Here is a 21,654-nt window from a genome sequence, read left to right as displayed (position 1 = left end):
TGTTTCTCCTCAGGCCGGCCTGGGCGTGAAAGCCAAGGCCAGGCCGTTCATGCAATAGCGCAGACCTGTGGGAGGCGGCCCGTCTTCGAAGACATGGCCGAGATGGCCGCCACAGCGCCGGCAGTGCGCTTCGACACGCACCATGCCGTAGCTTCGGTCCTTGCGGGTGGCGACGGCGTTGTCCAGCGGCTTCCAGAAGCTGGGCCAGCCGGTGCCGCTGTCGAACTTGGTGGAGGAGGCAAACAAGGGCAAGGAACAGCCTGCGCAGGAAAATGTTCCAGGACGATGCTCCTTGTTGAGCGGGCTGCTGCCGGGCGGCTCCGTCGCTTCCTGGCGCAGCACCGCATATTGCTGAGGGCTGAGCCGTGCACGCCACTGGGCGTCGGTATAGCTGACTTCGAAGGTCTCTGTCGCTGCAGTCGCGTGGCGCTGGAAGATTCCGGTGGCAAGCGCTGCAGCGGAGGCTGCTGCGCCCAGCAGCATATGGCGTCGGGTGGTCATGGCATCGGCTTTCTGGGTTCGATGACATTGAGCTTATGGAGTGGCGATCCCGAAGTCCTCACGCAAAGTTAAAAAAAACGTGATAACTCCCCGCGAGCAGTTTGAGCACAATATGAAAGTACGCGGTTCTGCATCGACCGTCCCTCCCGGAGACCTGATTACCCATGACTAACGTCCGTCGCATTCTGCTGGTCGAGGACGATGCCCACATCGCCGATCTGCTTTCGCTCCACCTTCGGGACGAGGGGCTGGAGGTCGTGCATTGCGCCCGCGGCGACGACGGCCTCGCGCATCTGGAGCGCGGTGGCTGGGATGCGCTGGTGCTGGATCTGATGTTGCCTGGCGTGGACGGCTTGGAGATATGCAGGCGTGCGCGTGCCATGACCCGCTACACGCCGATCATCATCATCAGTGCCCGCTCCAGTGAGGTGCATCGCATTCTGGGGCTGGAGATCGGCGCGGACGACTATCTGGCCAAGCCGTTTTCCGTTCTGGAGCTCGTGGCACGGGTGAAGGCTCTGCTGCGCCGGGTCGATGCTCTGGCTCAGAGTGCGCGCCTGGAATCCGGCAGCCTGTCGGTCAATGGGCTGGTCATGGACCCGGTGGCGCGGGAGGCCAGCCTGAGCGGGCGTCGTCTCGATCTCACGCCGCGCGAGTTCGATCTTCTGTATTTCTTTGCCCGCCAGTCGGGCAAGGTGTTCTCGCGCATGGACCTGCTCAATGCGGTATGGGGCTATCAGCACGAGGGCTACGAGCACACCGTCAACACCCATATCAACCGGCTTCGCGCCAAGGTGGAGCTCAATCCTGCACAGCCGACGCGGATCCTCACGGTTTGGGGGCGCGGCTACAAGTTCGCTGAGACTGGAGAGGGCGAATGAACCTGACTCTGACCCAGCGGCTGGCGATCGTGTTTGCCGTGTTGCTACTGGTCTGCAGCGGTACCTCGGCCTGGCTGCAGCTTCGCTCCAACCGCATGCATGAGCTGGAAGTGGTGCAGGCCTTGTCGCGCGATGTCGCCGAGAGTATTGCCCGCGATGCTCAGCTGACCGATGCGAATGGCTTGATGCCTAACGCGGTGCGAAATCTTTTCAACCAGCTGATGATGGTGAACCCGAGTGTGGAGGTCTATCTGCTGGAGCCCGACGGCCGCATCGCCGGCCACGCGGCACCCGAGGGGCGTTTGCGTCGCGACCGGGTCGATCTTGAGCCGGTTCATCGATTCATCGATGGACAGATGCTGCCGATTCTGGGCGATGATCCGCGCAGCCGCGATGGCCGCAAGGTCTTCAGTGCGGCCCCTTTGAGCGTGAACGGGCGGCAAGTCGGCTTCATCTATGTGGTGCTGCTTGGTGAGGCCCATGATCTTCTTGCTGCCAGAGGCTCGGCAGATGCGGTGTTGAAGACGGCACTGCTGTCGATTGGCATGGTCGGGCTGCTCTGTCTCGCTGCGGGCCTTGTCGCCTTCACCTTGATCACGCGTCCCTTGCGGCGCCTGACCGAGTCGGTTCGGCAGTTTGACATGCATGGCGCACCTTCCGAGATGCCGGAACGCTCCCCGGATGTGGCCAATCACAGCCGTGACGAGATTGCAGTGCTGGACGCTGCCTATCGGCAGATGGTGCTGCGCATCAGCGAGCAATGGGAAGCTCTCACGCGGCAGGATCAGGAGCGCAGGGAATTGATCGCGAATATTTCCCACGATCTGCGCACACCGCTGTCATCCTTGCATGGGTATCTGGAGACTTTGCTTCTGAAGGATGCAAGCCTGGAGCCTGCAGAGCGCAGGCGCTACCTTGGCATTGCGCTCGACCAGAGTCGAAGAGTAGGGGCCCTGTCCCAAAGCCTGTTCGAGCTGGCCAGACTGGAATACGGCTTTGTGCAACCGGAGCTCGAATCATTCTCTCTGGTTGATCTGGTGCAGGACGTTTTCCAGAAGTTCGAGCTTGCGGCAGAGTCGCGTCATATTGCCCTGCAGGCGGACCTTGCTCCTCAACTTCCGGCAGTTCGTGCGGATCTGGGAATGATAGAGCGCGTCCTGAGCAATCTGCTGGATAACGCCTTGCGCTATACCCCCGAAGGCGGGGCGATCAGGATCGCCGTAAGAGCAGTGGGCCAAGAGCTGGAGGTGACGATCAGTGACTCCGGCCCGGGCATCCCGCCAGAGTTGCGCGAAGGCCTGTTCAGGCGTCCATTTACCGTAGGTGGTGCCCGCCGTGACGGTGGCCTGGGCCTGAGAATCGTGCATCAGATGCTGGAGCTGCATGGAGTCTCCATTCATCTTGTCGAGAGTGGCGGACAGGGCACCACGTTCCGGTTTTCATTGCCACGGACTCCAGCTTAGTGTCGACAAAGTGCGCCGTCACCTTCCCTCTTTTGGTCGTGTAAGCAGTGAAGGGCGAGTCTGGGCTTCTCCATCGTCTTGAGTCTGGCATCACTGCCTGGCAGCGTCTTGGGCCGCAGAGTAGTAGGTAGGCAGTCTTATGTCTTATATCTAAGTGAAAACCCCAGTTGTGCACTCCAATGAAAAACCACGACCTGCTGGCAGGCAAGTTGCTTGCCCGGCACAGATACTTGTCAGCGCAACTATTATCAAATTGTTAAGGCGGTATGGGCCGGCTTGAAAAAGGCTCTGACTCTGCGTACGAGTGCCCGCTTTGCGGGCATTTTCTTTGGGTGTGTGCTTCTTCCTGCCTGACCCCAAACCCACCGCTGATTCAAAAAACCTGAACATTCGGTCATCGCGCAACTGGCTGTGCATGGCCGAGGTTCACACGATGTAGGAATCGCACAATGTCCAACTTTTCCCCACCAAGCCGCAGATCCTTTCTGTTCGCCTCCGGTGCTGGCGTCGCACTGGCTGGAACGGCCGTGGCAATGCGTGCCAACTCCAAAGAGCCTGCGCTCAAACTGGATGCATACAAGCCCGAGTACTTCAATGCGGACGAGTGGGCTTTTGTTCTGGCGGCAACAGCTCGCCTGATCCCGTCCGAAGGGGATGGACCTGGAGCGATTGAAGCTCATGTGCCGGTGTTCATCGATCGCCAGCTCAAGGGCTACTACGGCAATGCCGAGATCTGGTACATGGAAGGCCCGCACGACCCGGCCGCCACGCCCGATCGCGGCTGGCAATCGCCTCTGAACCCTGCGCAGCTCTATCGCAAGGCCATTCCCGCTTTCAATGCAGCTTGCACGGAGCGCTTTGGCAAGCAGTTCAAAAATCTTGCCGCAGAGCAGCAGGACGAAGCTCTGACCGCGTTGCAAAAGGGCGAGATCAAGCTAGACCCTGAACTGAGCTTTTTCTTTACCACCTTGCTGGCCAATACCAAGGAAGGCTATTTCGCCGACCCCTTGCATGGCGGCAACCACGGCATGCAGTCCTGGAAATACATCGGCTTCCCTGGCGCCCGCGCCAGCTATGCCGAATGGGTCGATCAGCACAACGTGAAGTACCCGCTGGGACCGGTATCCATCAAGGGCGAAAGGGCTTGAGTCATGGCACGCATTGAAAAGAAAAAAGACGTGGTCATTGTTGGCCTCGGTTGGACAGGCTCCATCGCCGGCATGGAATTGGCCGCTGAGGGCCTGGAAATCGTCGCGCTGGAGCGCGGCGGCGACCAGAACACGGTGCCTGAATTCAAGTACCCCAATCAGATCGACGAGCTGACCTATGGCGTGCGCCTGAAGAATATGCAGCATCCCCGTCAGGCGACGGTGACGGTGCGCCGCGACGACAGCGAAATCGCTTTGCCTTATCGTTCGATGGGGTCCTTCCTGCCTGCGAATGGCGTGGGCGGTGCCGGCACGCACTGGAATGGCTTGCTGTGGCGCCCTCAGCCCGAGGAAATCAAGCTGCGCAGCTATGTGAGGGAAAAATGGGGCGAGTCCATCATTCCGGAAGGCATGAACCTGATGGATTACCCCGTCAGTTACGACGAGCTGGAGCCTTTCTTCACCCGGTTTGACGAAGTGGCCGGCGTCTCGGGCAAGGCCGGCAATATCAAGGGCCAGATCCAGGCCGGCGGCAATCCGTTTGAAGGCTGGCGCTCGAAAGAGTATCCCATGCCTGCTCTGCCATCGACCTACGACGCGAGCAAGTTCGAAGCCTGTGCCAGGAGCATGGGCCTGCATCCCTTCCCGGCGCCCGCCGGCATTGCGTCCACGTCCTACGTGAACCCCTATGGCATGCAGATGGCTCCCTGCAACTTCTGCGGCTTCTGCGAGCGTTTTGGTTGCTACCAGTACTCCAAGTCCTCGCCCCAGACGGCGGTGCTGGATGCGCTCAAGCGCAAGAAGAATTTCTCCTATCGCACGCACTGCGAAGTGCTGCGTGTGGAGAGCTCGGAAGACGGCAAGACCGCAACCGGCGTGACCTACTTCGACTCCAACACGAACGAGGAAGTGTTCCAGCCCGCAGACCTGGTGATTCTGTCGTCCTATCAGCTCAACAACGTGCACCTGCTGCTGGTCTCCGGCATCGGCAAGCCTTACGACCCCAAGACCAACACCGGGGTGACCGGCAAGAACTACGCCTACCAGATGAATGGTGGCGTGACCCTGTTCTTCAAGGAAGAGAACTTCAATCCCTTCATCGGTCACGGCTCCAACGGCATGTGTATCGACGACTACGGCATCAACCAGAACGACTTCGGCAAGCTGGGCTTCATTGGCGGCGCCTACTGGCGCGTGGGCACCATGAATGGTCAGCCCATCCGTTCGATGCCGCTGCCCAAGGGCACGCCGGGCTGGGGTGCAGGCTGGAAGAAGGGCATTGGCGAGTGGTATGGCCATTCCATGTCGATCGGCACGCACGGCTCGCACATGTCCTACCGCAACAACCATCTGGATCTGGACCCCACCTACAAGGATCCACATGGTCGTCCCTTGATGCGCATGACCTTCAACTGGCAGGACAACGACATCCGGATGACTCAGTACCAGAAGATCAAGGCCGAGGAGGTGGGCAACGCCTTGAAACCGGATCTGCTGCAGTCGGGTTTCAAGAATATCGGTGCCAAGTTCGACGTGCGTCCCTACCAGACCACGCACAACACCGGTGGTCACATCATGTCCGACAAGCCCACGGACGGCGTGGTCAATCGCTACTGCCAGGCCTGGGACAAGCACAACGTGTTCGTCTTCGGTGCCGGCAGCTTCGTGCAGAACACCCAGTACAACCCCACCGGCATGGTCGGCGGACTGGCGTACTGGACGCTGCATGCGATCCGCACCATGTATCTGAAAAACCCACGTCCGCTGGTCTGAGGAGAGCAAGACATGAAGAAAATCCTCAGCATTCTGATTGCGCTGATCGTTCTGGGCGTTGTGGCGGCGCTGGCGCTGATCTACGTCCCTTTCAAGCCCACGCCCGCGAATGAAGCGCTGGCCGCCGACTGGAAGGCCGAAGCCGGCCGCGGCGAATATGTCATGCGCGCCGGTGATTGCATGGCCTGTCATACCGCCAGGGGGGGCGAGCCCATGGCCGGCGGTCGCGGCATTGACAGCCCCATGGGCACGATCTGGTCCTCCAACATCACGCCGGACAAGGAAACCGGCATCGGCAACTGGACTCTGGAGCAGTTCCGTGCCGCGATGGTGGACGGTATCGGTGGTCATGGCCAGCAGCTGTATCCGGCCATGCCCTACGAGAACTATCGCTTCATGAAGGAAAGCGATATTCGCGCGCTGTTCGACTACCTCCAGACCGAGGTGAAGCCCGTCAGGAACGAGGTACAGGCCACCAGCCTGAGCTTCCCGTTCAATATGCGCTTCGGCATCCGTGCCTGGAACTGGCTGGCGCTGTCGGGTGACGCAGACTTCAAGCCCATGGCGGGTGACGATCAGCAGATTCGCGGTCAGTACCTGGTCGAAGGCGCCGGTCACTGCGCAGCCTGCCACAGCCCCCGCACGGCCTTCATGGCGCAGAACGGCACCCGCCTGTCCGACTCCGGTTTTCTTACTGGCGGCATGGTGGATGACTGGTCTGCTCCAGCGCTGCGCGGCAAGGACGCGCGTGCCCAGAAATGGAGCACCGAGCAGCTGGCCGCCTATCTGGCAACCGGCCGCAACGCCCATGCGGTGGCCAACGGAGAAATGGCGCTGGTGGTCGAACACTCCATGCAGTACATGACCGATGCGGACCTGAACGCCATGGCCAAGTTCCTCAAGACCATGGACGGCCAAGCCGCAGATGCAGCCCCTGAAAAAGTGACCACGCCAGGCCCTCGCAGCACTGCGGTTGCCAGGGCTGACGAAGCTGGTGAAGCCACGGCCAAGCTGCTGAAGTCCGCAGCGCCCGACATGCCTTTGGGGGCTCGTCTGTATCTCGACAACTGCGCAGCCTGCCACTTTGTCAGCGGCAAGGGCGCTCCCGAGATCTTCCCCGAGCTGCAAGGCAATGCCATGGTGCTGGGCAAGGATGCCAGCCCGCTGGTGTCGGTGATTCTCAAGGGCACCTCATCGCCCGCTACGGAGCGCCGTCCCATGCATCTGGTGATGCAGGGCTATGCCGACCGCCTGACGGACGGCGAAGTGGCCGCACTGGCCACCTTCCTGCGCAAGGGCTGGGGCAACCAGGCTTCGGATGTGAGCGAAAGCCTGGTCAGCAAGGTGCGCAAGCATGTGCAAGCCGATGCTGCTCCGCAGCGAGCCCTGTAGACAGCATGAACGTCCGCCAGGTGCCTTGTGCGCCGGGCCGGCTCCCGAAAACCCGGCCCGATGGAAATCCGGCCGGGTTTTTTCATGCCGCTGTCGTTTGCCGGAGTGACTGAGCAGTCCAAATATCAACAGGCCGCATCACTGTGCTTAAGTGATGCGGCCTGTTGCATATGCGTATTGCGGATCAACCAACCGGATGCTGACGGTAAACGGCGCGGTATGTTGAATGGTTTTGCTGCGTCGGTAAACGTGCTGCCATGGACTCAAGTGTGCATGTTGCAGTGCAGAAAATGTTGCTTCAAATTCTGTAAATACAGTGTTGCTACAGAAAATTTTTCTGCTTTTGAATTTTTGGCAGTAAATTCCAAGATATGGATACTCTGGATAAAAAGATTCTTGCTGCATTGCAGGCTAACGCGCGCGCCAGTCTGCAGGAGATTGGCGCGGCCGTGGGTCTGAGTGCATCACCATGCTGGGCCCGCATCAAGAAAATGGAGGAGGCCGGCGTGATCGAGGGCTATACCGTGCGTCTGAACCCGCAGGCGCTGGGACTGGCCGATTCGGTTCTGGTCATGGTCACGCTGGACAGCCACTCGGACAACACCCTGGAAAAGTTCGGCGAGGTGCTGGCTACCATTCCCGAGGTAGTGGAGGCGCACCTGGTTTCGGGCGAGTACGACTATCTGCTGCGTATCGTTGTCAAGGACACGCGTGATTACGAGCGCCTGCTGCGCGAGAAGCTCTACAAGATCAAGGGCATACGCCATAGCCAGTCCAGCTTTGTGCTGCGCACGCTGAAGAAGGCCGACCTGCCCCTGGGAGTGTGAAGCAGCATCGCTCTAAGCGGTGCCAGGTGTGGCTGAAGTCATCCAGGTTTCAACTCTCATCGAGACCTGGATGCAGACCGGATCGCCGGCCGCGTTGGCCCATCTGGGGGCTGCGCGGCGGATGTGATGGAGGAACGGATGAAGCTGATTCGGTGCCGGGGCGCCGCGTCAACTGTCTCAACGCATGGCGCGGCGCAGGCCGGCGCTGCTCCAGTCCACGGCAATGCTCAGCAAAAGCATGGCCATGATCACGGTGCTGGCCTGGGCATAGTGGAACAGCGAAAGCTCGAAGTACAGCAGCTGGCCCAGACCGCCGGCACCCACAAAGCCCAGAATCGCCGCCATGCGAATATTCATTTCCCAGCGGTACAGCGTGTATGCCAGCAACTGCGGCGCTGCGCCAGGGAGGGTGCCATAGCAAAATGCCAGCAGGCGATTGCTGCCGCTGAGCTTGAGCGCATTCGCGGGAGCCGCCGGAGCATTCTGCAAGGCCTCGGCAAACAGGCGGCCCAGCACGCCGGTGGTATGCAGGGCCAGGGCCAGCGCACCGGCAAACGGGCCCAGGCCCACGGCCAACGCGGTGATCGTGGCCCAGACCAGCTCGGGCACGGAGCGCAGCACGTTGAGCACCACATTCCATGGCGCACGCCAGCGCGGCAGGGCCAGCAGCAGGCCCGCGATCGCGGCCAGCAAGGTGCCGACTATGGAGATGGCCAGGGTCTCCCAGATGCCTTGCAGCACCTTGAGCAGCCAGGGCTGGCTCAGATCGGGCGGGAAAAAGCCACGGACAAAGTCGCCCATGCTGGCGGCAGCATCCGCCGTGAACAGCGCCGAGAAATCAATATCCAGAAGCCGCAGACTGGCCCATAGCGCCGCGCAGGCCGCCAGCACAAATGTGCCGGTTCGCCAGCCGAAGGGCAGGGCGCGCGCGGCAGGCGCGGCGTCGAGCGCGCGACGCAGCCACCAGGAAAGCAGATCGGCCGCAGCCACCAGCAGCATGAAGGCCAGCAAAATGCTGGCGGCTTCGCCGCCGTTGAGCATCTTCATGGCCTGATCCATGAGCTGGCCCAGGCCTCCCGCCCCGACAAAGCCCATGACCACCGAGGCACGGACCGCGCATTCCCAGCGGTAGACGGTGTAGGAGGTCAGCTCCTTGGCCGCCTGGGGCAGCAGGCCATAGAGCAGGGCCTGGATACGGCCGGTGCCGCTGGCACGCAGGGCGCGGGCCGGGGCGGGGTCGGTGGATTCGAGAATTTCCGCATAGACCTTGGCCAGCATGCCGCCATAGGTCAGGCCCAGGGCCAGCACACCGGCTGCCGGGCCCAGGCCGAAGACACGCACGAACACCAGAGCCCAGACCAGCTCGGGAATGCCGCGCAGGATGGTGAGCACGCTGCGGGCGATGGGGTTGAGCGTGACTCTCTCGCGTGCCGCGCCCGTGGACAGATAGGCCATGGGTACGGCAATCACAAAGGCCAGCGCCATGCCGGCCGTGGCGATGGCCAGGGTCTCCAGCGTGGCCTGAGCCAGATAGGCCAGAAACTCCCTACTGGTCTCGGGCGGCAGAAACTGCGCGAGAAAGCCGCCGATGACTTTGAGATTGTCGGCATCGAATAGCGGCTTGAGCGAAAAGCCCGAGGTCTGCAGCATGGGCCAGAGCACGACCAGGGTCAGGATCAGGCCGCTCAGGCGGCCGCGAGCAGAGGGGTCGCGGCGTGATGGCCGGGCTTGCTCGAGCATGTCTACCGGCATGCGTTCACCTGGATGGGAGTGGGCGTGATACTGGCGGGATCGCGCTGAGCCAGGCGGTTGTGCAGCATTGGCAGGTCGGCCGCTCTGCCATCGGTGTGGACATAGAGCGCTTGCAACTGCGCATCGCTGACCTGCGCGGCCGGCAGGTCAAAGGCCAGGCGGCCATCGCGCACGCCGACGATGCGGGCAAAGTTGGCCAGCGCCAGATCGACGGCATGCAGGCTGGCCACCAGCGTGGCCTTGCGCGCGGCGGCTTCCCGCACCAGCAACTGCACCGTGGCCTGCGAGAGTGCAGGGTCCAGGGCCGAGACCGGCTCGTCGGCCAGAATCAGCTCGGCTTGCTGGTAGAGCACGCGGGCAATGCCCACACGCTGCAGCTGGCCGCCGGAGAGCTGGTCGCAGCGTGCAAACAGCTTGTCCTCGAGCTGCACGCGGGCCAGGGCCTCGCGCGCGCCCGCAATGTCCTGCGGATAGGCCAGCGATGCCAGCGCCTTCCACAGCGGCCACTGGCCGAGCTTGCCGGCCAGCACGGCCGTGACCACGCGCTGACGCAGCGGAATGGGAGCGGCCTGGTGCACGGTGCCGATGCGGCTGCGCAAAGCCTTGAGTTCGCGGGCAGCAGATTGCGCAGACGCGGTCCGGCCCAGCACCTGCATGCGACCTGCCGTGGGCAGGTAGGCTGTGCCTATGGTGCTGAGCAGCGAAGTCTTGCCGGCACCCGAGGGGCCGATGAGCGCAATGCTCTCGCCCTGGATGGCGGACAAGGAGATATGGGACAGGGCGGTAAAGCCGTTGCTGTGGGTCAGACCCACATCGTCCAGCATGAAGCTCATGAGACGAATACTCTGAAAACAATAGCTGCCAACGCCTGATAAATAAGCATTGGCAGTCAAAAAAGCTGAATTTCTTACTTCAGCAGACCGGCGGACTTGGCGGCAGCTTCGATGCCGTCGTAGTTCTTGGAGTCGGTGGCGATGAACTTGGAGGCGCGCTGCAGGTCCATGATGGCCTTGTGCTCTGGCTTGCTGGGGTCCAGTGCCAGGAAGGCAGCAGTCAGTTTCTTGACGATGGCCGGGTCCAGGTCGCCGCGCACCGTCCAGTTGTAGTCAAAGTAGGTAGGCGTCGTGGCGAACACGCGCACCTTGTTCGTGTCCACCTTCTTGGATTCGACCAGCTTGTCCCACACCGAAGTGTTGAGCACGCCGGCCTCGGCCTTGCCTGCGGCCACAAAGGCCACGGTGGCGTCATGCGCGCCCGAGTAGGCCACGGTCTTGAAATCTTTTTCGGGATTCAGGCCGTCCTGCTGCAGGAAGAAACGCGGCATCAGGCTGCCCGAGGTGGACGAAGGTGCACCGAAGGCAAAGGTCTTGCCCTTGAGGTCGGCCAGCGTCTTGATGGCGGGGTCGGCCGTGATGAACTTGCTGGTGAAGACCGCATCTTCGGCCCGTTGCACAATGGGGATGGTCGTGCCGTTGGTGCGAATCTTGGCCTGCACATAGGTGAAACCGCCCAGCCAGGCCAGGTCCAGCTTTTTGGTGGCCAGGGACTCGACCACGGCTGCGTAGTCGGATACGGGGGTGAACACCACCTTCATGCCGGTGGCTTGCGAGAGGTATTCGCCCAGGGGCTTGAACTTGCGCTGCAGCTCGGTCGGTGCCTCGTCGGGAATGGCCGAGACGCGCAGCACGGCGGGGGTGTCTGCATGCGCTGCGGACAGCAGGGAGGAGGAGGCGAGAGCTGCCACGGCCAAGCCGCGCAGCGCCTGGCGGCGAGCGAAAGAGTGCGTCATTAAGTGCTCCGTTCAAAAAGCCACCGCCGTCCGGATACACGGCGGTTTAGTAGGTCGCAAGCGTCTGGCTTGCGGCGAATGGGAACCCATAGGCGGTACACCGACCGCTGGCGCTTATTGTTACGTAATTGAGAAACCCTCGGTGCAGTCTTTGCTTGATTTGAATAGCAAAAAGCCCCGTGGGGACGGGGCCTGGCATGAAAGCGATTGCTTGTCTGCAGGTTTCAATATTGCAGATTGAGCTGGTAGATGGCCGTGGTGCCGCTGACCTCGTTGCCCACCATCAGCAAGGGTTTGCCGTTGGGTGACTTGGCGGCAGAAATGAAGTGCAGGCCTTCGGGGCCCAGATCGCCCACATCGCTGAGTGCAGTGCCTGCCAGCGCGGATTTGCTGTCAAAGCTGGCGGTCCAGTTTTCGCGAGTGTTCAGATAGTCGATCTGCTTGGGTGCCTTGGGGTCGGTGATGTCGAACACCAGAATGCCTCCCATGCGTTCCAGGCCCACAAAGACAAAGGTCTTGCTGCCGATCTGGCCCACGGTCAGTCCTTCGGGCTCGGGACCCTTGGCGCTGCTGCGCGCATCGAGCCTGGCCGTTTCGTCATGACCGGTGTTGAAGTAGGTGGCGCAGGCAATGTCACGTCTGGCGCCCAGCTTGCATTCGGGGCTGGCGATGAATTTTTCGATGGCCGCGCCAGAGTCCCAGACCTGCTTGCCCCTGGCATCCCAGATGGAGATGGAGCGGCCGCCATAGGCGTATAGCCTGTCATAGGTCAGGTGGCCCTTGCCATCCTTGACGGGGTTGCCGCTGCTGTCGGTCTGGTAGCCCATGGTCCAGGTGACCTTGAGGCGGCCCAGTTTGTCATCGTCGCGGCAGGTCTTGGGGTCTGTGCCGACCGCACCGCACCAGGCAAAGTTGCTGGCATTCAGATAGGCGCCGCTGGCCAGCTGAGCCAGATGGGCAGGCAGATCGTCGCCCGCGCGGCGCAGAAAGCCGTCCTTGTGCACCAGGTGCTTGATGCGCCACTCTTCCACAAAGCCCTTGCTCATATCGCCCGCCGTGGCCGGGGTGCCAGCCGTCTTGTCGGCGGCCGTGCCGAAATAGCTCTTGTTGCCTTCACCCCAGGCGCGTGCATCGCCTTCGTTGGCAGTGACCAGATAGGTCGCACCGTCGGCGGCCTTGTAGGCGGCGATGGAGTCGGGCTGGTACATGCCAAACACATTGGCGGCCTGGGTGATGTTGATGACCGGGCTCTTGCCGTCGCTGTCGGCGAAGTCCAGCTCGTTGCCGGCCGCGCCATGATCCTTGAATCCCAGAGCCACCACATCGGTCACGGTGGCGCTGGCGATGTCCACGATGGCCAGCGCATTGTTTTCCTGCAGCGTCACCCAGGCCGTCTTGCCGTCCGGGGCCACGGCAATGTATTCGGGCTCCAGGTCATTGGCCACGGCGGCCGTTCCCAGGCCGTCTGCGGTCGGGCCGAAGATGCGCACGCCCTTGGCCAGCAACTGCGCCTTCTGGCTGTTGAAGGTCTTGAAGTCGGCAGTGCGCGCCACGGGCTTGGCGGGCGTGCTCACATCGATCACGCTGATCGAGCCTTCGGGGTCGATCTGGTAGTCATCGCTGGGCTCGCCCTCGTTGGCGACCAGAATGGTCTTGCCGTCGGGGGTGAAGGTCAGCATATCGGGCAGGGCGCCCACGGGCACTTCGGCGATCACGCCGAGCTTGTCGGCGCCATAGATGACGACCATGCCCTTGTCCGTCTTGACCGATGCCTGCACGGCTGCAGCCACCAGGCCGCCATGCACGGCCACGCTGTTGATGGAGGCCCCCGCACCCAGCGAGAGCTTTGTGGCATCCAGGCTGGCCAGCATGCGCGGTGCGGCGGGGTTGCTCATGTCCAGCACGTCGAGCGCACCCTTTTGGGCGTTGACCACAAAGCCGCGCTTGGTGACGGGATCGAAAGCCGTAATTTCGGCGGCGCTCTGCAGAAAAATGCCCGACTGATAGCTGCCGATTTTCTCCAGCGTGAGCGAGGTGGGCGTCTTCTCGGGCTCGGGTGCCGGCGCCGGGACTTCAGGAATCGGAGCAGGCGCTGGTGTGGTGTTGTTCGTGTTGTTGTCACCGCCACCACAGGCGGCCAGGGCAGCGGCTGCGATCAGGGAAATCAGAAGAGGTTGGCGCAAGGTCTGTGCAGATGTCATTGAGAGTTTGGCAGGTGCAGGAAGAAAACTACGATTTGTAACCAGCCTCTGTTTCATCTCTGTGAAACCGTTTCGTGTTCTTTGCGCAACAAGTTTCGGTCAAGCGCTTGGCAGTTGGGCTTGCAAGCAAATACACTCGCCAGCCTTGCTCCACCTGCGCTATTCGCTCTCATTTTCGAGGTGCATCATGTCCCGCCGTATTCGTTTGAGCTAAACGACTTCGTCACACGCTGATCTTTCTCGCGTGTGCGCTGCGGTGTGGAACTCCCGCTCTGTGAAGGGCGGCAATCTTCCTGCTTGGCGTCTCTGGCCTGAATTGCATTCGGGCTCCAAGCTCCTCCCACTCTCTGAACTCCAGGCCGGCCCTTTGCTTGGCTGCTTGGGTTCTGTCTTTTTCCGATGGCAGCGGAGAGCGGCGCTGTCCATGTCCTTGATTTGTCTGCCGCGCCTTTTTTGCGCGTGGCTTATTCCCTTTTAGGAAAGCACAACATGACTTCACCACATCTATTCAATCTGGAGATCCTCAAATATCCGCGCACGCCGCATCTGCGTGGCTCGCGGCTGCAGATCGGCGATCAGGCAGATGCCGTGCCTTATGAAGCGCTGGCCGGCCGGCATATCGTGGTCGAGGAAAAGCTGGACGGCGCCAATGCGGCACTGAGCTTTGGTGCCGACGGCAGCTTGCTGCTGCAGTCGCGCGGCCACTATCTGCAAGCCGATCAGATGGGCGGGCGCGAGCGTCAGTTCAACGCCTACAAGCAATGGGCCCGAGCCCATGAGAGCGCGCTGATGGCGCTGCTGGACGATCGCTATGTGATGTATGGCGAATGGCTGTATGCCAAGCATTCTCTGTACTACGACGCCTTGCCGCACTGGTTTTGCGAGTTCGACATCTGGGACCGCTCGGCGCAGCAGTTTCTGGACACGCCGCAGCGCCACGCGCTGCTGGACGGTGTGCCCGTGGTGTCCGTGCCCGTGCTCTACGCGGGCATTGCACCGAGGCGCATGCAGGATTTGCTGGCATTGCTGACACCGTCTCTGGGGCGCAGCACAGGCTGGAAGGCGATGTTCGAGGATCAGGTGCAAAGACAGAAGCTGGATCTGCCGTTGGCCTGGCGCCAGACCGACCGATCCGAGCTGGCCGAAGGTCTGTACATCAAGGTCGAGGAAAACGGCCAGACCGTGGAGCGCTACAAGTTCGTGCGCTCCGACTTCGTGCAGGTGATCCTGGAGTCGGGCTCGCACCACAGCGAGCGGCCCATTGTCGCCAACGGTCTGCGCACAGGCGTCGATATCTTTGCCAACAAGATTCAAAAAAGCTGGTGAGGCTTGTCCAACAAGCGTTGATAGCTATCAAAACCGTGGTTTTCATGAGGAGGCTGCGGTGAAAGGAGAATTTATGTGGAGCTGGAAACAGATCGCGGCCCTGGTGCCGCATTCCGCTCACCATGCGGTGGACTGGGCGGCCTGCCTGGAGGCTTTTCCGCAACTGGAGCTGGCCAAGACCACGCCGCAAGATCCGATCTACCATGCCGAAGGCGATGTCTGGACGCATACGCAGATGGTGGTGACCGAACTGCTGCAGGATGGCGACTATGCAGGGCTCACCAACGAGGAGCGCGAGACGGTCTTTCTGGCCGCGCTGCTGCACGATGTCGCCAAGTGCTCGACCACGCAGATAGCCGACGACGGTCGCATCTCGCAACCCGGCCATTCGCGCCGGGGTGCACTCGATGCGCGGCTCATGCTCTGGGAGGCTGGCGCGCCCGTGGCCCGGCGCGAGGCGGTCTGCCGCCTGATTGCAGTGCATCAGGTGCCGTTCTTCGCCTTTGCCGATTCGCGCCGAGGCGTCTCGCCCGAGTTCATGGTCAGAGAGCTGTCCTGGCAGGTCGATCTGCATTTGCTGGTGCTGCTGGCCCGTGCCGATATTCGCGGACGCATCTGCCCCGATGTGGGCAATGTGCTGGTGAATATCGAGCTGTTCAGGGAGCTTGCGCTGGAAGAGGGCTGTTTGCGCAAGCCGCGCAGCTTTGCTTCGGCCGAGACGGCAGTGCGCTATTTCCGCGGTGCCGAGTTGCACCCGGACTACGCCTTGCACGAAGAGCCGGGCTCGCGCGTCATCGTCATGTGCGGTCTGCCTGCATCGGGCAAGAACCACTGGGTGGCCCGGCATCATGCGGGCCTGCCCGTGGTGTCGTTTGACGATGCGCGCACCGAACTGGGCCTGCGCCACGGCGAGAACGAGGGTGCTGCGGCCCATCATGCCGTGGGCAAGGCCAAAAGCCTGCTGCGCGCCAAGGCCGCTTTTGTCTGGAATGCCACGCATCTGTCCAGGCAGATGCGCGGCAAGACGCTGGACCTGTGCCTGGCCTATGGCGCGCAGGTGGAACTGGTGCATCTGGAGGCAAGCAGGTCCACTTTGCTGGCGCGTAACAGCAAGCGCGACACCACGCTCGGCAATGCCGCATTGCTGGGCATGTTGCACCGATGGGAGGTACCCTTGCCGACCGAGGCGCATGGGCTGCAACTGCTGGTCAACGAGTAGTCCGCGCAAAAACGAAAAGGAAAAAGGGCCTGGAAGTTTCCAGGCCCTTTTTTTGGGGATCGCAATGCCGTGCTCAAGGCTGTTGCATGGCTTGCGGGTAGCCCTGGGGGTTGAAGCGTGTCACCAGCAGGCAGACCAGCGCGGCGACGCCGGCCTGATAAAGCCAGCCCGTCATCCAGCTGTCGCTGATCTGGTGCAGCTGTGCCATGACCAGAGGGGCCAGTGCGGCGAGGATGAAGCCGCCGCCCTGCATCAGAGAGTTGAGGGCACCGGCCTGTGTGGGCGATGGCAGATGGTCCAGCGCCACCAGCATGAAGAGCGAAAAGCAGCCGCCCAGACCCAGACCCAGCACGATGGCATTGAGTGTGGGCATGGCCTCGGGCCAGAGCCCGAGGCCGGCAAAGCCGATGATCTGCAGCAGCAAGGCCAGCATGAGCCAGCAGCGACGGTCCAGGCTGCGGCGCGCGAGAGCGGGCATGGCCAACGCCGATGCGGCCTGCGCAATCGACAAGATGGCCAGCAGCGAGCCGCTTTGCGTGGCCGTCCAGCCATGGGTTTGATAGAACGGAGCGAGCCAGGCAACGGTGGAGCCATAACCGCCGTTCATCAGGCCGAAGCTGATCAGCAGCAGCCATGTGCGGCCACGGCGCAGCAGCCAGCCGGTGTCGCTATCGGCTTGTACCAGCGGCACGGAGGGTGCAAGGGCAACGGGCTCGTGCATCAGCGTCAGCGCATGCCAGGCCAGCGGCAATGCCAGCAGCACTGGGATAGCCCAGATGGCCAGCGAAGCCTGCCAGCTCAGACCCAGTTGCATGGCCATGGGCGAGAGCTGGGCGCTGAGTGCACCGCCGCCCATGAGCGCGGCTGAATACAGGCCCATCATGGGCGCCACGTTGTGGGGAGACTGGCGCTTGATCAGCCCCGGCAGAATGCTTTGTGCCAGCGCCACGCCCGCGCCGCAGAGGCCGGCCGTGACGATCAGCAGACTGCCGGTCGCAGCTCCTGCAGGCGTCAGGCGCAGGGCGCAGCCCAGCGCAATCAGCAGCAACGAGGCGCAAATGGCGGCGCGCGCGCCCCAGCGTCGCAATGCCGTGGGAGCAAGCCAGCCACCAATGCCCATCAGCGCCATGGGCAGCAGCGTGAGCCAGGAAAAGCTGCGCAAATCCATGCCTGTGGCCTGCTGTATGGTCGGTGCCAAGGGGCCCGGAGCCGTCAGAAAGGGGCGCAGATTGATGGTGACCAGTATCACCACGGCCAGCCACAGCAATGGTGGCACGTGGTGTGTTCGGGAAGATGTCGATGTCATGAAGCTCGGGGGCTGGCTGCGCTGCGGCGCGCCGGTGTGCGCGCCGCTCGTCCTGGGCAGCCCGGTTTGTTGTTATGGTTTTGGCGGCAACGAGGATCAGGCGACGGGCCAGGCCTCATCCCCATAGAGCTGGGCCGCGCGGATGCCGGTGTCGATGCGGGTGATGGGCAGCGGCTGCGGCGTCAGCGACAAGCGCAGGCGCTGATAGCTGCTCTCGCTGGACAGACCATAGGGCGCGGCATCCTGATTGTCGAAGGCGAAGAACACCTGCTCGGCGCCATTCATGACCAGGGCAGCCAGGCACATGGGGCAGGGGTGGCCGCTGGCATAGATGGACAGGCCTGCCAGGCTGGGGTTGGCGCGTTTTTGCGTGCCCGCGCGTATGGCCTGCATTTCGGCATGGGTGCTGGGGTCGTGGCTGGCAATGATTTCGTTGACACCGGTGGCAACGACTTCATTTCCCTGGGCGAGCACGGCGCCGAACGGGCGGCCGCCCTTGAGGCGGTTGGCATGGGCCAGGTCCACGGCCAGGCGCATCAGTTGTTGTGGGGTGGCGGAAGTTGGACTCATGACTAAGAAAGATATGGCGGCGAGCGTCGGATGCTTGATGCATCAGCGTCGAGGTACTGTGTTTGAAAGGGGCGGGGCGGCGCCCGGCGCCGTGCAGCGTACACCTGCACGGCCATGCCGCTACCCGTCTGGAGAGCAAAGCTTATTTGCTCTGAGGACGTTGGCGGCCTATTAGTTCCGCCCAGGCCGAGCAGGCGAGCTCGACCTGCTGGCGCGCCGCCGGGCTGGCAGCCAGCATGCGCGCAAAGCCGTGGACCATGGCCGGCGCGCGCAAAAGCTGCAGCGGTGCGCCCAGGGCCTGGGCTGCATGGGCAAAGGCTTCGGCCTCGTCGCGCAGAATATCGTGGCTGGCCGTCATCAGCAGCGTGGGCGGCAAGGCAGCGATGGCTGCGCTGCAGCAGCCCGGCGTCAGCCATTGCGAGGCCTGGCCCTCGGGCCTGCCCAGTTCCTGCCAGTAGCGCTGCATGGCGGCGGGCGTGAGCCCGAAGCCCGTGGCAAAGCAGCGCATGCTGTCATTGTCCTGATCGGGCTCAAGCGGCGGGTAGAGCAGCAGCAGGCCTGCGATGCGGGAGGCATCGGTGGGTTGCTGAATCTGGCGTACGGCCGCTGCCAGTGCCAGATGGGCGCCAGCGCTATCGCCTCCGAGCAGGACCTGCTCTGCCGCAAAAGGCAGCAGCCCGCGCATATCGCTCAGCCACTGCAGCACGGCCATCACATCGTCCAGCGGCGCGGGAAAGCGGCTCTCGGGGGTGCGGCGGTAATGCACGGACAGCACGGTATGGCCGCTAAATTGGGCCAGATGCTCGCACAGGTCGTCATGGGTGTTGAGATCGCCCACCATCCAGCCGCCGCCATGCAGCCAGACCAGCGTCCGGCCGCTGCCCGCACCTTGCTTGCGATAGCTGCGCACGCAGATCTCGCGGCCCTCGGCCGCCACGAAATGCTCGGCCCTGGAAATGCCGGGCAGGGCCGAGCGAATCAGCCCTGCCTGCAGCTCGCTGAGCAGACGCCGGCGTTGCAGATAGTCGAGCTGCGGGGTCGGCGTCTCCGCATCGAGCCGGGCAAAGCGCTGCAGGGTGCGTGCCAGAGCCGGGTCCACGGGCTGCAGAGGCCGGCTGCGGCCCTGATCTGTGCCTTCGCTCATGGCTGCTGGTCCGCCGCCAGCGCAGGAGCGCGATAGACCATGACCTTGAGGCTGCGCTCTTCGTTCACATCGGCAAATACGGCCGGGTTGGCCAGGCGCTCGACGAACTGGAGCTCGGGTGCGATTTCCGCCATCTGCTCGCGCAGAAAGTCGGTGCCGAGTTCGGGGGCGTTCAGGCACAGCAGCACCTGGCCGCCCGGCACCAGCAGATCGGGCAGGCGGCGCATCAGGCGCGCATAGTCCTTGGTGGCGATGAAGCTGCCTTTTTGGTAGCTGGGTGGGTCCACGACGATCAGGTCGTACGGTCCGCTGCGGTTGATCTTGCCCCAGCTGCTGAAAATATCGTGGGCGGCGAAGCTGGCGCCGGCCTTGACGCCGTTGAGCTGATGGTTGTGCTGACCCGTGGCCAGAGCGCCCTTGCTCATGTCCATATTGAGAACCTGGCCCGCGCCGGCCAGCTTGGCCACGACCGAGAACGAGCAGGTATAGGCAAACAGATTGAGCACCTTCATGCGCGCGGGCCGCTCATGGGCCAGCACCTGCCGGCGCACCCAGTCGCGGCCGGCGGCCATGTCGAGGAACAGGCCGTGGTTCTGCCCGCGTGCGATATGGATCAGATAGCGGGCGCCGTTCTCTGTGACCACATGCGGCTCGGGCAGCTCGCCGGCCATGACGCGAGTTTCGACCTTGCCGCCGCTTTCGCGGGTCTGGAAGGCCCAGGTCAGAGGCAGTCCGGCAGGGGCGATCTGCTGCCAGCGCTGCTCCAGCGCCTGACCAATCTGGCTCAGCTGGGCTTCCTCCATGGGGGCAAAGCTGGTCAGCACGATGACGGGCGCAAAAGCATCCAGCGAGATCTGCTCGCAGCCCGGATACCGCCCGCCACGGCCATGAAAGATGCGCTGGGCATCGGTGGGAAAGGGCATCTGGGCAATGGCGGCTAGCAGGGCTTGCATGGAGAGAGAACAGTCACACGGTCAAACAAGCCGCCAGTGTAGGCATTGCAGCGAGCTCCGGTGGCCAGGGCGGCACATGTCCCTTGCAATGGTTGGCGGCCCGGGCCGGCGCTGACGGCCTCGGGACTCGCGCCGCCCGCGTCCGTTCACTCAGTGGTAGATGCGCCGCACATCGAAAAAACAGCTTTCGGTGCCGCCAATGCCTTGCAGGCCGGCTTCGGCCGCGGCGCGGGCGGCTTTCATCCAGCGCTGGAAGGTGAGCTTGGCGTCGTCGGTGATTTCTTCGGGCGGGGTGTCTTCCAGGCCTTGCACCAGCGACAGGGCTTGTCCGACCTGTTCCTCTCCGCCGAGCTGGCGGGCCAGCACACGCGCATAGCGTGCCTCGGCCTGCTGGCGTTTGTCCTCGGGCAGCTCGGGGTAGTCGCAAAGAGAGACGGTGAAATGGGCTTCTTGCATGTCCGTATATCCACAGTGTTTTGACTGTTTAAATATACAGTAATTAACTGTTTTTGCATCCAGTTCTTGGAAAATTTTTAAGCAACCTCTCTGGCTGCGTTTTGTAGACTGTGGTCATGAATCACGCTGCTTCGTTGCCATTTCCCGGCCATGCCCTGTTTGTCACGCGCATCGGTGTCTGTGGTCTGGCCTGGAATGCCGCTGCCATCTGCGCCGTGCAACTGCCCGAGGCCAGCTGGGGCGAGACCCGGGAGCGCATGCTGCTGGGTCTGTCCAAACGCCATGCGCTGCAGCCGCAGCGCGGGCCTGCGGCCTATGGTGCCGTGACCTCCATCTCCGCTGTTCCGGGCTTTGCCCTGCAGGCCATGGCCGGGGTTCAGTGTCTGCTGGCTGGAGTGAATGCGCAGATCGAGCCGGGCTGGGCGCAGCCCAGCGCAGAGGCCGTGGCTGCCGGCGTGCTGGGAGATATGCGGCAGGACAGGGGGCAAGGCGCGGTTGGTGTTCTGCCTGACCTGCAGGAGATTGCACTCGATGAGTTCGCCGTGCCTGCATTTCACAGCCGGGTCTATGCCTTCACGCGCGCCCTGGCGCCAGGGCGGACAAGCACTTATGGTGAAGTTGCAGCAGCGCTGGGTGAGGCCGGTGCTGCGCGCGCCGTGGGCCAGGCCCTGGGTGCGAATCCGTTTGCACCGATTGTTCCCTGCCATCGCGTGCTGGCGGCAGGGCGGGCACCGGGAGGCTTCTCGGGCGGTCAGGGCGCTTTGACCAAGCTGCGCATGCTGGAGATCGAAGGCGGGGCCTGGGGCGGCACACAGTCGCTGTTTGCCGATTGATGCCGATTGATGCCGATTGAAGGCGTCGGATGCGCTTTGCCTTGCTGCTGCTGGCAGACCCTGCAAGCCGGGCCAGCGCGGGCTCTGCCACCTGCGGGACAGCGCCGACACGCAGGTGAC

Annotated in this window: 19 protein-coding genes; 9 read left to right on the top strand and 10 right to left on the bottom strand. The window is 62.7% G+C overall.

Annotation, left to right across the window (positions count from 1 at the left end):
• Positions 1 to 9: 9 nt before the first annotated feature.
• Positions 10 to 501 (bottom strand): peptide-methionine (R)-S-oxide reductase MsrB, encoded by a 492-nt coding sequence (gene msrB, locus ACWGXF_RS06085; protein WP_003067612.1) that lies wholly within the window; start codon positions 499 to 501, stop codon positions 10 to 12.
• 164 nt (positions 502 to 665) lie between these two features.
• Between msrB and ACWGXF_RS06080 the strand changes: the two genes are divergently transcribed.
• The 6 genes from ACWGXF_RS06080 to ACWGXF_RS06055 all read left to right on the top strand — a co-directional run bounded on the left by ACWGXF_RS06080 (position 666) and on the right by ACWGXF_RS06055 (position 7,985).
• On the top strand, positions 666 to 1,382 hold the full coding sequence (locus tag ACWGXF_RS06080) for a response regulator transcription factor (protein WP_012838725.1): 717 nt from the start codon (positions 666 to 668) through the stop codon (positions 1,380 to 1,382).
• On the top strand, positions 1,379 to 2,845 hold the full coding sequence (locus tag ACWGXF_RS06075; RefSeq protein ID WP_452101767.1) for a sensor histidine kinase: 1,467 nt from the start codon (positions 1,379 to 1,381) through the stop codon (positions 2,843 to 2,845). The genes ACWGXF_RS06080 and ACWGXF_RS06075 overlap by 4 nt, the downstream gene beginning before the upstream one ends.
• A gap of 449 nt (positions 2,846 to 3,294) precedes the next feature.
• The gene (locus ACWGXF_RS06070; protein WP_012838723.1) at positions 3,295 to 3,993 is read left to right on the top strand and encodes a gluconate 2-dehydrogenase subunit 3 family protein; all 699 of its coding nucleotides are present in this window, start codon (positions 3,295 to 3,297) and stop codon (positions 3,991 to 3,993) included.
• Positions 3,994 to 3,996: 3 nt separating this feature from the next.
• Complete coding sequence (locus ACWGXF_RS06065) at positions 3,997 to 5,766, top strand: GMC family oxidoreductase (protein WP_229227194.1); 1,770 nt, start codon at positions 3,997 to 3,999, stop codon at positions 5,764 to 5,766.
• 12 nt (positions 5,767 to 5,778) lie between these two features.
• Positions 5,779 to 7,158 (top strand): cytochrome c, encoded by a 1,380-nt coding sequence (locus ACWGXF_RS06060; protein WP_256630734.1) that lies wholly within the window; start codon positions 5,779 to 5,781, stop codon positions 7,156 to 7,158.
• Between the two features lie 371 nt (positions 7,159 to 7,529).
• On the top strand, positions 7,530 to 7,985 hold the full coding sequence (locus ACWGXF_RS06055) for an Lrp/AsnC family transcriptional regulator (protein WP_003062481.1): 456 nt from the start codon (positions 7,530 to 7,532) through the stop codon (positions 7,983 to 7,985).
• 177 nt (positions 7,986 to 8,162) lie between these two features.
• Here ACWGXF_RS06055 and phnE read toward each other — a convergent pair whose 3' ends face one another.
• The 4 genes from phnE to ACWGXF_RS06035 form a co-directional block, all read right to left on the bottom strand.
• The gene (gene phnE / locus ACWGXF_RS06050) at positions 8,163 to 9,737 is read right to left on the bottom strand and encodes a phosphonate ABC transporter, permease protein PhnE (RefSeq protein WP_256630733.1); all 1,575 of its coding nucleotides are present in this window, start codon (positions 9,735 to 9,737) and stop codon (positions 8,163 to 8,165) included.
• Positions 9,728 to 10,570 carry a phosphonate ABC transporter ATP-binding protein gene (locus ACWGXF_RS06045; RefSeq protein ID WP_256630732.1) on the bottom strand — a complete coding sequence of 281 codons (843 nt, stop codon included), beginning with the start codon at positions 10,568 to 10,570 and terminating at the stop codon, positions 9,728 to 9,730. The genes phnE and ACWGXF_RS06045 overlap by 10 nt, the downstream gene beginning before the upstream one ends.
• A 74-nt stretch (positions 10,571 to 10,644) precedes the next feature.
• Positions 10,645 to 11,526: a putative selenate ABC transporter substrate-binding protein gene (locus tag ACWGXF_RS06040; RefSeq protein ID WP_256630731.1), complete on the bottom strand. Its 882-nt coding sequence runs from the start codon at positions 11,524 to 11,526 to the stop codon at positions 10,645 to 10,647.
• A 224-nt stretch (positions 11,527 to 11,750) separates the two neighbouring features.
• Positions 11,751 to 13,727 (bottom strand): choice-of-anchor I family protein, encoded by a 1,977-nt coding sequence (locus ACWGXF_RS06035; RefSeq protein ID WP_452101766.1) that lies wholly within the window; start codon positions 13,725 to 13,727, stop codon positions 11,751 to 11,753.
• Between the two features lie 489 nt (positions 13,728 to 14,216).
• Here ACWGXF_RS06035 and ACWGXF_RS06030 point away from each other — a divergent pair, with 489 nt between their 5' ends.
• Together ACWGXF_RS06030 and ACWGXF_RS06025 are read left to right on the top strand one after the other, a co-directional pair.
• Complete coding sequence (locus tag ACWGXF_RS06030) at positions 14,217 to 15,053, top strand: RNA ligase family protein (RefSeq protein WP_012838716.1); 837 nt, start codon at positions 14,217 to 14,219, stop codon at positions 15,051 to 15,053.
• 73 nt (positions 15,054 to 15,126) lie between these two features.
• The gene (locus ACWGXF_RS06025) at positions 15,127 to 16,272 is read left to right on the top strand and encodes an AAA family ATPase (RefSeq protein WP_256630729.1); all 1,146 of its coding nucleotides are present in this window, start codon (positions 15,127 to 15,129) and stop codon (positions 16,270 to 16,272) included.
• Between the two features lie 73 nt (positions 16,273 to 16,345).
• Here ACWGXF_RS06025 and ACWGXF_RS06020 read toward each other — a convergent pair whose 3' ends face one another.
• The 5 genes from ACWGXF_RS06020 to ACWGXF_RS06000 all read right to left on the bottom strand — a co-directional run bounded on the left by ACWGXF_RS06020 (position 16,346) and on the right by ACWGXF_RS06000 (position 20,701).
• Positions 16,346 to 17,578: a cyanate transporter gene (locus tag ACWGXF_RS06020; RefSeq protein ID WP_256630728.1), complete on the bottom strand. Its 1,233-nt coding sequence runs from the start codon at positions 17,576 to 17,578 to the stop codon at positions 16,346 to 16,348.
• A 96-nt stretch (positions 17,579 to 17,674) separates the two neighbouring features.
• Positions 17,675 to 18,115 carry a nucleoside deaminase gene (locus tag ACWGXF_RS06015; protein ID WP_054075129.1) on the bottom strand — a complete coding sequence of 147 codons (441 nt, stop codon included), beginning with the start codon at positions 18,113 to 18,115 and terminating at the stop codon, positions 17,675 to 17,677.
• Positions 18,116 to 18,290: 175 nt separating this feature from the next.
• Positions 18,291 to 19,292 carry an alpha/beta hydrolase fold domain-containing protein gene (locus tag ACWGXF_RS06010; RefSeq protein WP_087865420.1) on the bottom strand — a complete coding sequence of 334 codons (1,002 nt, stop codon included), beginning with the start codon at positions 19,290 to 19,292 and terminating at the stop codon, positions 18,291 to 18,293.
• Positions 19,289 to 20,245: a class I SAM-dependent methyltransferase gene (locus ACWGXF_RS06005; RefSeq protein ID WP_087865419.1), complete on the bottom strand. Its 957-nt coding sequence runs from the start codon at positions 20,243 to 20,245 to the stop codon at positions 19,289 to 19,291. The genes ACWGXF_RS06010 and ACWGXF_RS06005 overlap by 4 nt, the downstream gene beginning before the upstream one ends.
• A gap of 150 nt (positions 20,246 to 20,395) precedes the next feature.
• Positions 20,396 to 20,701: a hypothetical protein gene (locus ACWGXF_RS06000; protein WP_012838710.1), complete on the bottom strand. Its 306-nt coding sequence runs from the start codon at positions 20,699 to 20,701 to the stop codon at positions 20,396 to 20,398.
• A gap of 116 nt (positions 20,702 to 20,817) precedes the next feature.
• On the opposite strand from ACWGXF_RS06000, the gene ACWGXF_RS05995 reads away from it, so the two are divergent.
• Complete coding sequence (locus ACWGXF_RS05995; RefSeq protein WP_087865418.1) at positions 20,818 to 21,534, top strand: methylated-DNA--[protein]-cysteine S-methyltransferase; 717 nt, start codon at positions 20,818 to 20,820, stop codon at positions 21,532 to 21,534.
• Positions 21,535 to 21,654 lie beyond the last annotated feature (120 nt).

This window comes from Comamonas sp. HJ-2, from assembly GCF_053615495.1.
The sequence above is the reverse complement of the archived record's forward strand: the minus strand, read 5'-3'. Positions and strand labels throughout refer to the sequence as shown.

Coding starts and splice junctions, on each gene's coding strand:
- msrB (WP_003067612.1), bottom strand. CDS start 501: ATGACCACCCGACGCCATATGCTGCTGGGCGCAGCAGCCTCCGCTGCA.
- ACWGXF_RS06080 (WP_012838725.1), top strand. CDS start 666: ATGACTAACGTCCGTCGCATTCTGCTGGTCGAGGACGATGCCCACATC.
- ACWGXF_RS06075 (WP_452101767.1), top strand. CDS start 1,379: ATGAACCTGACTCTGACCCAGCGGCTGGCGATCGTGTTTGCCGTGTTG.
- ACWGXF_RS06070 (WP_012838723.1), top strand. CDS start 3,295: ATGTCCAACTTTTCCCCACCAAGCCGCAGATCCTTTCTGTTCGCCTCC.
- ACWGXF_RS06065 (WP_229227194.1), top strand. CDS start 3,997: ATGGCACGCATTGAAAAGAAAAAAGACGTGGTCATTGTTGGCCTCGGT.
- ACWGXF_RS06060 (WP_256630734.1), top strand. CDS start 5,779: ATGAAGAAAATCCTCAGCATTCTGATTGCGCTGATCGTTCTGGGCGTT.
- ACWGXF_RS06055 (WP_003062481.1), top strand. CDS start 7,530: ATGGATACTCTGGATAAAAAGATTCTTGCTGCATTGCAGGCTAACGCG.
- phnE (WP_256630733.1), bottom strand. CDS start 9,737: ATGCCGGTAGACATGCTCGAGCAAGCCCGGCCATCACGCCGCGACCCC.
- ACWGXF_RS06045 (WP_256630732.1), bottom strand. CDS start 10,570: ATGAGCTTCATGCTGGACGATGTGGGTCTGACCCACAGCAACGGCTTT.
- ACWGXF_RS06040 (WP_256630731.1), bottom strand. CDS start 11,526: ATGACGCACTCTTTCGCTCGCCGCCAGGCGCTGCGCGGCTTGGCCGTG.
- ACWGXF_RS06035 (WP_452101766.1), bottom strand. CDS start 13,727: ATGACATCTGCACAGACCTTGCGCCAACCTCTTCTGATTTCCCTGATC.
- ACWGXF_RS06030 (WP_012838716.1), top strand. CDS start 14,217: ATGACTTCACCACATCTATTCAATCTGGAGATCCTCAAATATCCGCGC.
- ACWGXF_RS06025 (WP_256630729.1), top strand. CDS start 15,127: ATGTGGAGCTGGAAACAGATCGCGGCCCTGGTGCCGCATTCCGCTCAC.
- ACWGXF_RS06020 (WP_256630728.1), bottom strand. CDS start 17,578: ATGACATCGACATCTTCCCGAACACACCACGTGCCACCATTGCTGTGG.
- ACWGXF_RS06015 (WP_054075129.1), bottom strand. CDS start 18,115: ATGCGCCTGGCCGTGGACCTGGCCCATGCCAACCGCCTCAAGGGCGGC.
- ACWGXF_RS06010 (WP_087865420.1), bottom strand. CDS start 19,292: ATGAGCGAAGGCACAGATCAGGGCCGCAGCCGGCCTCTGCAGCCCGTG.
- ACWGXF_RS06005 (WP_087865419.1), bottom strand. CDS start 20,245: ATGCAAGCCCTGCTAGCCGCCATTGCCCAGATGCCCTTTCCCACCGAT.
- ACWGXF_RS06000 (WP_012838710.1), bottom strand. CDS start 20,701: ATGCAAGAAGCCCATTTCACCGTCTCTCTTTGCGACTACCCCGAGCTG.
- ACWGXF_RS05995 (WP_087865418.1), top strand. CDS start 20,818: ATGAATCACGCTGCTTCGTTGCCATTTCCCGGCCATGCCCTGTTTGTC.